13 protein-coding genes and 1 other annotated feature are annotated in these 12,783 nt (G+C 36.7%); of the genes, 11 read left to right on the top strand and 2 right to left on the bottom strand.

Going from position 1 to position 12,783, the window contains the following annotated elements; translation table 11 throughout:
• Positions 1-16 precede the first annotated feature (16 nt).
• The 5 genes from ATZ35_RS13550 (at position 17) to ATZ35_RS13530 (ending at position 4,014) form a co-directional block, all read left to right on the top strand.
• The gene (locus ATZ35_RS13550; RefSeq protein ID WP_208927701.1) at positions 17-721 is read left to right on the top strand and encodes an AzlC family ABC transporter permease; all 705 of its coding nucleotides are present in this window, start codon (positions 17-19) and stop codon (positions 719-721) included.
• Complete coding sequence (locus ATZ35_RS13545) at positions 714-1,040, top strand: AzlD domain-containing protein (protein ID WP_086444431.1); 327 nt, start codon at positions 714-716, stop codon at positions 1,038-1,040. The genes ATZ35_RS13550 and ATZ35_RS13545 overlap by 8 nt, the downstream gene beginning before the upstream one ends.
• A gap of 19 nt (positions 1,041-1,059) precedes the next feature.
• Positions 1,060-1,929 (top strand): CvfB family protein, encoded by an 870-nt coding sequence (locus tag ATZ35_RS13540; RefSeq protein ID WP_208927700.1) that lies wholly within the window; start codon positions 1,060-1,062, stop codon positions 1,927-1,929.
• Between the two features lie 123 nt (positions 1,930-2,052).
• Positions 2,053-2,538 (top strand): ferric iron uptake transcriptional regulator, encoded by a 486-nt coding sequence (gene fur / locus ATZ35_RS13535; RefSeq protein ID WP_086279408.1) that lies wholly within the window; start codon positions 2,053-2,055, stop codon positions 2,536-2,538.
• A gap of 118 nt (positions 2,539-2,656) precedes the next feature.
• Positions 2,657-2,900 (top strand) — a binding site (T-box leader).
• 85 nt (positions 2,901-2,985) lie between these two features.
• Entirely contained in the window at positions 2,986-4,014 is a 1,029-nt protein-coding gene (locus tag ATZ35_RS13530) for a 3-deoxy-7-phosphoheptulonate synthase (RefSeq protein WP_208927699.1), read from the top strand.
• A 62-nt stretch (positions 4,015-4,076) separates the two neighbouring features.
• Here ATZ35_RS13530 and gap read toward each other — a convergent pair whose 3' ends face one another.
• The gene (gene gap / locus ATZ35_RS13525; protein WP_086279410.1) at positions 4,077-5,087 is read right to left on the bottom strand and encodes a type I glyceraldehyde-3-phosphate dehydrogenase; all 1,011 of its coding nucleotides are present in this window, start codon (positions 5,085-5,087) and stop codon (positions 4,077-4,079) included.
• A 226-nt stretch (positions 5,088-5,313) separates the two neighbouring features.
• Between gap and ATZ35_RS13520 the strand changes: the two genes are divergently transcribed.
• Positions 5,314-6,282, top strand: coding sequence for a DUF4003 family protein (locus tag ATZ35_RS13520; RefSeq protein ID WP_208927698.1), 969 nt, complete (start codon positions 5,314-5,316; stop codon positions 6,280-6,282).
• Between the two features lie 198 nt (positions 6,283-6,480).
• On the top strand, positions 6,481-7,794 hold the full coding sequence (obgE, locus tag ATZ35_RS13515) for a GTPase ObgE (protein WP_279614909.1): 1,314 nt from the start codon (positions 6,481-6,483) through the stop codon (positions 7,792-7,794).
• A 117-nt stretch (positions 7,795-7,911) separates the two neighbouring features.
• On the opposite strand, the gene ATZ35_RS13510 is transcribed toward obgE, so the two are convergent.
• Positions 7,912-8,355, bottom strand: a complete 444-nt coding sequence (locus tag ATZ35_RS13510; protein WP_208927697.1) for an Lrp/AsnC family transcriptional regulator — start codon at positions 8,353-8,355, stop codon at positions 7,912-7,914.
• Positions 8,356-8,673: 318 nt separating this feature from the next.
• On the opposite strand from ATZ35_RS13510, the gene ATZ35_RS13505 reads away from it, so the two are divergent.
• From ATZ35_RS13505 to ATZ35_RS13490, 4 genes are all read left to right on the top strand, one after another.
• Positions 8,674-9,861, top strand: a complete 1,188-nt coding sequence (locus ATZ35_RS13505) for an MFS transporter (RefSeq protein WP_208927696.1) — start codon at positions 8,674-8,676, stop codon at positions 9,859-9,861.
• Between the two features lie 67 nt (positions 9,862-9,928).
• Entirely contained in the window at positions 9,929-11,200 is a 1,272-nt protein-coding gene (gene kynU, locus ATZ35_RS13500; RefSeq protein WP_208927695.1) for a kynureninase, read from the top strand.
• A 156-nt stretch (positions 11,201-11,356) separates the two neighbouring features.
• Positions 11,357-12,109, top strand: coding sequence for a polyphosphate polymerase domain-containing protein (locus ATZ35_RS13495; RefSeq protein ID WP_208927694.1), 753 nt, complete (start codon positions 11,357-11,359; stop codon positions 12,107-12,109).
• Positions 12,099-12,776: a DUF4956 domain-containing protein gene (locus ATZ35_RS13490; RefSeq protein WP_208927693.1), complete on the top strand. Its 678-nt coding sequence runs from the start codon at positions 12,099-12,101 to the stop codon at positions 12,774-12,776. Before ATZ35_RS13495 ends, ATZ35_RS13490 begins: the two co-directional genes overlap by 11 nt.
• Positions 12,777-12,783: the final 7 nt, after the last annotated feature.

Genomic DNA, 12,783 nt, shown 5'->3' with positions numbered 1-12,783 from the left:
TCACAAGGAGAAAAGTATGGGAAAAAAAGAATATTTAACCTTTAGAGACGGGATAAATGCTTGCATACCAACAATTTTAGGCTATTTAGGCATTGGTATTGCAGCTGGCGTAGTTGGCAAAAATGTTGGGCTATCAATTGTAGAAATCGCTTTGATGTCAATTTTAGTTTATGCTGGTGGTGCACAATTTATTATTTGTGGTATGTTAGCCATTCATTCACCGATCTCGGCAATTGTTTTTACAACGTTTTTAGTGAATTTACGTCACTTTTTGATGAGTATGTCGGTGGCTTCTTATTTTAAAAACGAACCCTTGATTACTAGTATTGGAATTGGTACACTTTTAACGGACGAATCATACGGCGTTCTAATGTCAGCGTTGGCAAATGATCACCGCGTCAGTTCTGCCTGGACCCATGGCCTGAATATCACCGCCTATTTAGCTTGGATTTTGTCGACCGTTATCGGTGGTTTATTAGGAACCTGGATTCCAGATCCCTATTTATTAGGCTTAGACTTTGCATTAGTGGCCATGTTTGCAGGATTATTTGTTTTGCAAGTTGATGCGCCTATCAAAAAACATACCAAAGAAACGCTGATCGTATTAGGAACAGTTTGTTTATCTCTTTATTTTTTTATGGGCTTTTTTTCACCTGAACTTTCCGTTTTATTCGCAACGCTTTTAGGTTGTACTGTTGGGGTGGTGAATCATCATGAGTAACACCTATGTATTATTGACGATTTTAGGCTGTTCGATCGTTACGTGGATTCCGCGGATTTTTCCTTTTTTGATTTCTAAACGAGTAGATTTTCCAGACTGGTTTCTTCGGTTTTTATCTTATATCCCGATTTGTATCTTGACGGCACTCTTATTTCAGAGTATTTTAGAAGTTCAGGCAACAGGCTTTCCTAAAGTAAAAACGTTAGAAGCGTTAAGTTGTATTCCTACTTTACTTGTTGCTATTCGTACCAAAGATTTAATGAAAACCGTTGTGGTAGGAATCATTACAATTGCATTATTACGTATTTTTTTAGGCTAAGTGCCAGAAGGAGAAAATTATGAACGAACTATTAGCGCAAATTTTTACAGCATTAGTGATCGATGAAAATGAAAGTCACTACTTTTTACAAAAAAACGGAATCACATTGCGATTATCTAAAGAAGAAGGCAGTCATGAAATTGGTGAAGCGGTAGAAGGCTTTGGTTATATGAATCAAAAGCAAGAACCTGAAATGACAACGGTGATTCCAACGGCTCGAATCGGACAATACGCCTTCGGAACAGTAACCGGCACAAGACGTGATTTAGGCGCTTTTGTGGACATTGGGTTAAAAGACAAGGATGTAGTTGTTTCTTTAGATGAACTACCTGTAATGCGTGAATTATGGCCTAAAAAAGGAGATCAGCTGATGATCGCTTTAAAAGTAGATAACAAAGAGCGCATCTGGGGTGAATTAGCAGATGAGAAGATCTTCAAGGCGATGGCTAAACCAGGAACAGAAGAACTAAAAAATGAAAATATCAGTGGCATTGTGTATCGTTTGAAAATGATTGGTTCATTTGTTTTGACAGACGATTTCTACATTGCGTTTATTCATCCTTCAGAGCGTTATCAAGAACCACGTTTAGGGGAACGAGTAAATGGTCGTGTAATCGGTGTTCGACCTGACGGCACATTGAATATCTCCTTGAAGCCACGCGGTTATGAAGCAATCAGTGATGATGCAGCGATGATCTTAACATTCTTGGAGCGTTCAGCGGACCATAAAATTCCATTTACAGATAAATCCAATCCAGAAGAAATCATGCAAACGTTTGGAATTAGCAAGGCGCAATTTAAGCGCGCTATTGGTAATTTATTGAAACAAGGAAAGATTACTCAAGAAGCAGGATTTACGATTTTAAAAGAAGAAGCGCAAGAAAAATAAGCATTTTTTCATTCTAATTGAGAATCACTTGCAAATATCTTTAAGTTATTTTATACTTATTACAATGTAATACTAGGATATTCTGTTCTAGATTAAAATAATTATAAATAAGGGGCTGCATTTATGGATTCTACTGCTGCTTTAAAGAAAACAAAACAACAATTGCATGAATCTGGTTTCAAACTGACGCCTCAACGAGAAGCAACAGTATTGGTATTACTAGAAAATGAAAAAGACCATTTATCAGCAGAAGAAATTTATTTTTTAGTTAAACAAAAAAGCCCTGAGATTGGTTTAGCAACTGTTTACCGTACATTAGAAATTTTGACTGACTTAAAAGTCGTAGATAAGGTAAGTTTCAACGATGGGTTAGCTCGTTATGACTTACGCAAAGAAGGCGCCAAACATTTCCACCATCATCTTTTATGTTTAGAATGTGGTAATATTGAAGAAGTGGAAGAAGATTTATTAGGGGATGTGGAGGACGTTGTAGAACAGCGTTATCACTTTCTTGTGAAAGATCACCGCTTAACCTTCCATGGTATTTGTCAAGAGTGCCAACAAAAAAAGAAAAAACAGTCAACAGAAGAGGCTGTATCAAAAATTTAAAATTCGGATTAACCGGGTTAAGGGCTGAAGTTTATTCTTTATTCCTGATTGCTTGGTTTTTCTTTTTGAAAAAGATTGACAATTCTGACAGAATCTCTTACAATGACTTCAATAAACAATAAATGTTTTGATAAGAACTAGTAAGATAATACAGGTGGACAGAAAGTAGCCGGTTGTTGAGAGGCGCACGAACCTAATGTATCTGAATTCCTCTTTGAACTTCACACCGAATCAAGTAGGCTGTGACGGTTACGCGCACCCGTTATTGTGCCAGGGTATAATTTTGTACCTGACAAGACAATGAGTGTGAGCTGATTGTAAACAAAGGTGGTAACACGGATCAATTCGGTCTCGTCCTTTTCAGTAATGAGAAGGGTGAGGCTTTTTTTATTTTACAGATCTTTAATTTATTGTTTGATTATAAGAAATATGAAGGGGCGTTATCGTATGAGTTTTAAAGCACTAAGCCAACCAATCAATTTTGAACAAGTCAAATCATTATCTAAACTAACACCAGATCAAGAAAAATTGAAAGCTGTTCGGGATCAAGAGTTAAAGGATATCATTGAGGGAAAAAGCCAAAAAATTCTTTTAGTGATTGGTCCATGTTCTGCTCACAATGAAGAAGCAGTGATGGAGTATGTAACGCGTTTAGCAAAACTACAAGAAAAAGTTCAAGATAAAATCTTTATGGTACCGCGTGTCTATACGAATAAGCCTAGAACTAACGGCGACGGCTACAAGGGGTTACTCCATCAGCAAAATCCAGAAGGAGAAAGTAACTTAATCAAAGGAATTGCAGCTGTTCGTAGTTTGCATAATCGTGTTATTAGTGAAACGGGCTTAACCACTGCAGATGAAATGCTTTATCCTGAAAACTTAGAATTTGTTCAGGATTTAGTTAGTTATATCGCTGTGGGCGCTCGTTCTGTGGAAGATCAACAACATCGTTTTGTTGCCAGCGGGATCGATCAGCCGACAGGAATGAAAAACCCGACCAGCGGCAATTTGAACGTGTTATTCAATTCCTTATATGCGGCGCAACAAAAACAAGAATTTATTTTTAATGGACTTGAAGTAGAAACCAGTTCCAATCCATTAGCGCACGTCGTTTTACGAGGTGGATTAAATGAGTATGGCGAAAATATTCCTAACTATCATTATGAAGACTTGTTAAAAGTAGTAGCTCTTTATAAAGCTGGTAATTATAAAAATCCATTCATCGTGATCGATACAAATCATGATAATTCAGGAAAACAGTATAAAGAGCAAGTCCGAATCGTGAAAGAAACCTTGATCAATCGTTCTTGGAATGAGGATATGAAAAAATGGGTACGCGGATTTATGATAGAAAGTTTTCTTGAAAGTGGTCGCCAAGAAGCAGATGGCAAAGTGTTTGGTCAATCAATTACTGATCCTTGTTTAGGCTGGACTGAAACAGAAGAATTAGTGTATTACATTGCTGAAAATGCTTAAATAAAAACAAAAAAGAATCGCTCATATTCATTCATGAGCGATTCTTTTTTGTTTAAGCTACTTTATAAGTTAGCGAATTTTTCTAACAAGCGGATCATTTGGCAGGTAAAACCATATTCATTATCATACCAAGCAACTGTTTTAACTAGTTGGAAGTCACCTGATGTGGTTACTTCGGTTTGCGTTGGGTCAAAAATGGATCCTTCTGTTGTCCCAATCACATCACCAGAGACGATTTCACGATCGTCATAACCAAATGAAGGATTATCAATTGTATGTTTTTTGATTGTTTCATTAATTTGATCAGCAGTGACTTTTGTTTTTAAAATAGAGACAAGTTCAGTCAATGATCCGTCGACTACTGGGACACGTTGCGCATGCCCTTGTAATTTCCCATTTAATTCTGGAATAACTAAACCAATTGCTTTAGCAGCACCTGTTGAATGAGGAATCGTATTATCAGCTGCTGAACGAGCGGCACGTAAATTACCGCCTTTTACAGGTCCATCTAACAACATTTGGGTAGAGGTATAAGCATGAACAGTTGTCATGGTACCAACTTCAATCCCAAATTCATTATTTAAGAAATAAGCCATTGGCGCTAAACAATTCGTTGTACATGAGCCAGCTGAAATGATTTTGTCCTCTGGCGTTAAGGTATCATCATTAACGTTATAAACGATTGTTTTCATGTCACCTGCTGGAGCTGAGATGACAACTCGTTTCGCACCAGCGTCAATATGTGCTTGTGATTTCGCTTGTGAAGCATAAAAACCCGTACATTCCAAAACAATGTCAACACCATTTTCAGCTACCCATTTAAGTTTGCTAGCATCAGCTTCTGCATAAACCTTTGTTTCCTCACCGTCAACTACGATGGCATCCTCTGTTGCCGTCACTTTTCCAGGATAAGTTCCATGTGTCGAGTCAAATTGTAATAACTGGGCTAACATCGTTGGACTTGTCAAATCATTGATTGCTACAACTTCAATATCATCGGAAACTTCTTTGATGCGGCGGAATGCAAGACGACCAATTCGTCCAAACCCATTAATGCCTACTTTTACTGTCATACTAAATTTCCTCCTTTGATAATTTAGAGCAAATGAACAAACTTGTCTTATTAAGTAGAAACAAATGACCGTAAAACAAGTTCCCATGCTCGACAAATTTAAAATGACTAGCTTTTAATAATCACACATTTAAAAAAGTAATTATATCAGCTATACTAGTAGCATGAACGCTTTTCAGATTTTTGTCAAAAATCTTGTCTTTTAATAGGAAAAAGGAGTTGGGTGAATGAATAAAGAGCAAGTTGTTGAATTACTTCAAATGAATTATCAACTAATTAAAGAAGGAAAAGGGAAATGGTTCGATAAAAGAGCAGCCTATATTAGTGCGCGCTCATTTGTGATAAAAGACCGTCGCTTTTCAGATCATGAGTATCGTCGTATGGAAGAAGTCTTGAAAAAGGAATTAGCTATTTTTAATGTATTAGGGCAGCCTGTTAGAGGTCTTTTATTAGGAATGATGCTAGCGAATGGTAAGACAAAAGAATTGGATATTCACACACTACTTACTGATTATCAACGTTTGCGTGATGTTGGGTTTCAACTATCTTCATATTCTTATTTTTCGGCATACTTACTTCAATTTACTGAAACAGCTGAAAAAGAATTTATCGTTCGTAAAGGGCATCGCATTTTCCAAGAGTTAAAAACGCATCGTTATTTTCTTACGGGCGCTGAAGATGGCACGATAGCCATTGCTTTGGCACAACAAGAAAAATTAGAATCATTGACAGCTGAACAAATCGGTCCTTTAGTAGAAGCGTATTATCAAGCATTAAATGAGCAGGGCTTACATAAGTCAAATCAGCTTCAATTTGCAGCGGCGACAGCAGCGATGTTAACAGGGACGTTTTCTTATGAATTATTGGAAGAGCTAAAAGAGCTAGTAACTGAGTTGAAACAGATGGGGATCAAACCTAAACCAGAGCTGTATAATAGTATTGTCACGTTGGCTTTTTTAGCCACTATAAAAAAGGTTGACTTCCAAGCGTTAGGCGATTACTTAGAACTACTTGAAGAAAAAACAAGCTTGCGTTGGTATAAAGACTTCCGCCATTCTTTGGCTTTAGGGCTCTTGATCCAAGCAGAAATGACTGATTTATCTAATGATACTAATTTAAATATAACAGCATTAACACTCACCATGATGATGGTACAAGAAGCTAGTGCAGCAGCTGCGGCTAATTCTAGTTCCTAAAAACGAATTTGGCTAGACAAATCCAGGTTTAACCTTTACAATAAGAAAGGCTTTCAAACAGAATATGTTATCGAAAAGCGAAGGTAAACGAATAACTAAATTTGTAAAAAAGTAAACCCAAAGAAGTGGTGAGTTAGAGTATTTCACAGTAAAAGTGAACTATTTTATCCTAATTTCTTTAAGATAGGAGGACACAATATGTCCATGTTTTTAGATCAGGTAACAATCGATGTCAAAGCCGGTAAAGGCGGCGACGGAATGGTTGCCTTTCGTAGAGAAAAATATGTTCCAGATGGCGGACCAGCTGGAGGAGATGGCGGTCAAGGAGGAGATGTGATCCTTGTTGTTGAAGAAGGATTACGGACATTGATGGATTTCCGTTTTAATCGTCATTTTAAAGCACAACCTGGAGAAAACGGGATGAGCAAAGGTATGCACGGACGTGGTTCGGAAAACACTTTTGTTAAAGTTCCCCCTGGTACAACCGTTCGTGATGCTGAAACTGGCACCTTGATCGGAGATTTGATTGAAAATGGTCAAACATTGACGGTCGCAAAAGGTGGACGCGGCGGACGCGGAAATATCCGTTTCGCCTCAGCAAAAAATCCAGCGCCTGAAATTGCTGAAAACGGTGAACCCGGGCAAGAAAGAAAAATCGAACTAGAATTAAAAGTACTAGCTGATGTTGGTTTAGTTGGTTTCCCCTCTGTGGGAAAATCTACTTTACTATCTGTGATTTCATCGGCTAGACCTAAAATTGGCGCCTATCATTTTACAACATTAGTTCCTAATCTAGGAATGGTGTCAACGAGTGATGGACGAAGTTTTGCCGCTGCAGACTTACCTGGTTTGATCGAGGGAGCCTCACAAGGTGTTGGGCTTGGAACTCAGTTTTTACGTCATATTGAACGAACTAGAGTTATTTTACATGTGATCGATATGAGTGGGATGGAAGGCCGCGATCCTTACGAGGATTATCTAGCTATTAATAAAGAGCTAGCTTCTCACAATATGCGTTTAATGGAACGTCCGCAAATTATTGTAGCAAATAAAATGGATATGCCAGAAGCAGAAGAAAATTTGAAGAAATTCAAAGAAAAAATTGAAAAAGAACGTACCGATGAATATGCAGATCACTTGCCAATATTCCCAATTTCTGGGGTTTCACGTAAAGGGATCGAACCGTTGCTTAATGCAACAGCTGATTTGATTGATGTGACACCAGAATTCCCATTATATGAAGAAGAAATCGTAGAGGATACTGTTCGTTATGGTTTCCAACCAGAAGGACCAGAGTTCACAATCGATCGTGATTCAGATGCAACATGGATTCTGTCTGGTGAATCATTAGCAAGACTATTTGAGATGACCAACTTTGAACATGATGAAAGTGTTATGCGTTTTGCTCGTCAATTGCGTGGTATGGGCGTGGATGAAGCTTTACGCGCACGTGGAGCTAAAGATGGCGATATTGTTCGAATCGGTGAGTATGAATTTGAATTTGTAGATTAAAAAGAACGATAGAAGAAAAGAGAGCTGATGAATTTCATTGGTTCTCTTTTTTTCTATCGTTTAGTGATTTTTCTTGAAAAAATAGTAGATAATTCAAGGATGGAGCCGATAATGATCTTAACAATCATTATTGAAGAAATGCAGCTGATTAGCGACTGGGGTTTCCAAAACGACAGAGCTTTTAACGTTGGCAAACTCCATCCACTTTGCAAGTAAATCTTTCATTTCAGTTGTATTGGTTACGGTTGCTTTCACCAAATAATTCACTTCGCCACTGACAATATGTACCTCATTGACATAAGGACTCCCTTTTAAGAGCGCTAAAACTTTTCCAACAGGCAAAGTAACATTACTTAATTCAGTGAAAAACGTAATGGTTTGTTTAATATGCTCCATTGAAAGTTGTATCGTAAAATTTTTGATAATTCCTTGTTCAACTAGCTTGTTGATTCGTTCCTTCACACTCGGACGACTCAAATTAATTTTTTGAGATAACTCAACGATTGAGATTCTTGAATTTTCATGAAGAATTTGTAGAAGTTTACGATCCGTTTTATCCAATGGTCTACCTCCTTAAGATGATTCATTTAGTATGTTTATTATAGAGGATAAACACTAGCTTTTCCATATGATTTTTGACTTATAGGTGATTTTCTTCATCAAAAAGAAACAGAGGATCCCAATTTAATTTCAGATTGTAAAAATAATTGGCATACTTTTGCCAGATCTGAAAGAAAACGTTATCAATATCTTCATATCTTCATATACAAGAAACAAGCAAATTCGCTATGATTAGTTTATCTGTAAGATGACTTGATGGTATTTTCATAACTAGATTGTTTCTACATGCTAAAAGACAGACTAAAAAGGAGTTTTTTTATGTTGAGAAACAGATGGGTAAAATTTCTTTTGTTATATTTGGGTGGAGTGGTTGTTTCTTTAAGTCAATTGAAACTAGTTCCCATTCAAAATGAACTGGGGGCAGACTTAGCTATAAATCTTTCAATGGTCTCGTGGTTAATGTCGATCTTCACAGTGTCAGGTATTTTTTTAGCAATCCCGGGCGGAGCGTTCGTTACTCGCTTTGGTCCTAAAAAATTATTAGTAGGTTTAATGAGTTGCTTGGCCATTGGAAATATCTGGGGAGCCTTTTCAAAAAGTTTTTGGTCATTATTGATTTCAAGAGCCATTGAAGGAATTTCTTTTTCAATGATTATTATGGTCGGAATTGTTTTGATCAACTTTTGGTTTAAAGATAGCAGTAGTGGGATTGCAACTGGGATTTGGGGAACCTTTTCGGCATTAGGATCAATGCTAGCAATGAATTTATTTAAACCATTAGCAAAAACATACGGTTTACGTTCACTTTGGCTGATCATTGCCGTTTTATCTATGATCTTTTTATGTCTATATCTTTTTTTATTAGATGAACCACGTAGACGATCCCAAGCAGGGTCACAAGCAGATAAAGGCTCATTCAAAAAAGCCATAGAAAATAAGGGGATTTGGCTATTAGCACTTGCACAAGGCTGTATGGCTTTTATATTGTTTGCCTTTATCAATCTGTATCCGCAAATTTACACGCAACTATACGGATTGTCAGAGAACTTAGCCAATAGTTATACTGGTTATTTTGGGCTATTCGGCATTCCATTTGGTGCATTGGCAGGTTATTTGATCGATAAGACTAAAAAGGGGCAAGTGATTATTTTCTGTTCATTTTTATTGATGTTAGCGGCTACCTTTTGGATGGGCTTTTTGTCTAACAGCTTTACATTTTTCGCCCAACTCTTTGCACTTTCAGCTGGAGCCAGTTTAGCATCCTCTTGTGTAATGATTTTAGCACCCAAAATAGTGAAAGAAGAACGATTGATCGGTACCAGTATTTCATTTATCAATTTATTTTATTATATTGGTATTTTTATTGGAACGCCGATCGTGACAAAAATTAGTGACTCAAGTCAATCATGGATAATCGCTATTTATTTACTTAGTGGCGTGGGTATTATTGCTTTAATAGCTGTTTTCGGATTTGTTAAACTAACGAAACAGAACGCAGTCTTGTAATTCAGTTTGCTGACAAGAAGTATTTTTGATTGCTTCTTTAAATAAAAAACTTGGAAGGTGACAAATAATGGAAAGAGAATTTCAAACCAATCTTGCATTTGCAAAAGAATTAGATGAAAAAGATCCACTTAGAAGCATTAGAGATCGGTTTTATGTTCAACCTGGCGAAATTTATATGGATGGTAATTCTTTGGGATTGGCATCGAAAGACGCTGAAAAAGCATTACTAAATATGCTGGAGATCTGGAAAAAAGAAGGGATCAAATTATGGGATGGATTGTTTCATTATCCTGGGAAATTAGGTGAGATGACAGCACCGTTGATCAATGCTTTTCCAGAAGAAATCGTTATTACAGGGAGTACAACAATCAATATCCATCAATGTATTAGCACATTATATAAACCAACAAAAGATCGTTATAAAATTCTAGTGGATGATTTAAATTTCCCTACAGACCGTTATGCCATCGATAGTCAGGTGCAGTTAAAAGGATATGATCCAAAAGATGCTGTGAAAGTGGTAAAAAGTGCAGACGGACGATTCATTGATGAAGCCTCTGTTATTGATGCCATGACGGATGATGTTGCCATCATTTTATTACCAACTGTTCTATATCGTAGTTCACAAGTTTTGGATATGAAACAAATAACAAAAGCTGCCCATCAAAGAGGGATTCTGATTGGTTGGGATTTATGCCATGCAATTGGGGCTATCCCAATGGACTTTAAAGAGGTCGATCCAGATTTTGCAATTTGGTGTACGTACAAATATTTATCAGCAGGTCCTGGATCAATCGCAGGTCTTTATATGAATCAAAAGCATTTTAAAGAAACACCTGGTTTAGCTGGTTGGTGGGGGAATAAAGATGAAACACAATTTGAATTAAAACATGAATTTGAACATCAACGAGATGCAAGTGGATGGCAAATCGGGTCCCCAAGTTTCTTAGCAATGGCACCTTTAGAAGGAACATTAGCGATTTTTAATGAAGTAGGAATGGATAAGATTCGTGAAAAATCCTTGTCGATTACAGCGTACTTGATGTATTTGATTGATGAAAAGCTTGCAAAATACGGTTTTTCTGTAGGAAATCCTCGTGAAGATAGCAAACGAGGTGGTCATGTCTGTTTAGAGCATAAAGAAGCCTACAGGATTTGTAAGGCCTTGAAAGCAGCAAATATTATTCCGGATTTCAGAGAACCAAATGTTATTCGTTTAGCGCCTATTGCGCTATATAACACCTATGAAGAAGTCTACATCTTAGTTGAAACCTTAGAAGATATTGCTTTAAACAAAAAATATGAACAGTTTAGCAATGAACGAAGCTTAGTCGTATAAACGAAATAAGTACTATACAACGATTGATGAACAGTTTCACGAATAGTGATTAAAAAAAACGTGACGCAAAACTAATTTTTAGTTTTGCGTCACGTTTTTTAAGCTTCGTTTATGGTTGCTTTTTTATAATGAGTTTAGTCAAAGGAGGAGAAAATAATGGTCAAACTAAAAAATAGCTTTCAAAGAAAAGAAAAAAAATATGCACTGACAAAGCAACAGTATCAAAAATTAAGAGAACAGTTAGATACTTTTATGCAAGAAGATGCTTATGGTCTACATACAATTATTTCAGTTTATTTTGATACTGAAGATTATGAATTGATCCGCCATTCGGTTACCAAACCTGTTTATAAAGAAAAATTTAGAATCCGTAGTTATGGTGTTCCTAAAGCAGAGTCTGATGTCTTCTTAGAAATAAAAAAGAAAGTCAGCGGTGTGGTCTATAAAAGAAGAGTGGCATTAACCTATAGCGCAGCAAAAAGATACATTCAGCATCCACATGCATTTGAGCTAGCGGAAAGAAAAGATCAGCAAATTAAACAGGAAATCGACTGGCTTTTAGCTAGAAAGAGATTAGAACCTAAAGTGATGATTGCATACGATAGACGAGCCTTATTTGCCTGTGAAAACGAAGAATTTAGAGTGACATTTGATTTTGATATTCGCTATCGAAAAGAGAATTTATCTCATAAATTAGATGATAAAGGAGAACGAGTAGCACCGGAAATCGATGTGTTGATGGAAGTTAAAGCGTTGGGCGCCTATCCTTTATGGTTTTCAGAAATTTTGACTGAACTAGAACTCTATCCAATGTCCTTTTCAAAGTATGCGCAAACATATCAACGTTATCTCTATACATCAAACCCATTAAGTAGTAAACAAAGAGAGGAATTTAGTCATGTTATCTAGTTTATTAGTAGAAAGTTCAGTTGAGTTATCATTCAAGCAGCTTTTAGTCTGCATTATCGCATCCGTTTTATTAGGTCTTTTAGTTGCATGTGTTCATATGTATCGAAATGTCTATAGTAAAAATTTTGTGATTACGTTAGCTGTTTTGCCACTATTGGTGCAATTAGTAATCATGTTAGTTAATGGTAATTTAGGGACTGGTGTTGCGGTTTTAGGTGCATTCAGTTTGATCAGATTTCGCTCTGTAGCTGGAGGCGCTAGAGAAATCACCAGTATTTTCTGGTCAATGGGCATTGGTTTAGCAACCGGGATGGGCTATGTTCATTATATTGTTTTATTTTCTATCGTTATCGCATTGTTTTTAATCCTGTTGAATACCATTCACTTTGGGGAGAAACAAAAAGTTGCAGAAAGAGAAATAAAAATCACGATTCCTGAAGATTTAGATTATCCTGGTTTATTTGACGACCTGTTTCAACAATATACCTATGCGGCAAATTTAGACTCGGTAAAAACGACAAACATGGGTAGTTTATATGAGTTACGTTATCGCGTTACCTTAAAGGATAATCAAAAAGAAAAGGAACTTATGGATGCAATGCGTGTCAGAAATGGCAATTTAACGATTGTTTTTGGGAAAGTTTCGACAAATAGAGAAGAATTGTAGGTGCTTA

Origin of the sequence: Enterococcus rotai, from assembly GCF_001465345.1 — a bacterium.
In the GTDB taxonomy this organism is placed as follows: domain Bacteria; phylum Bacillota; class Bacilli; order Lactobacillales; family Enterococcaceae; genus Enterococcus_L; species Enterococcus_L rotai.
This window is presented reverse-complemented; position numbering and strand designations above follow the sequence as displayed.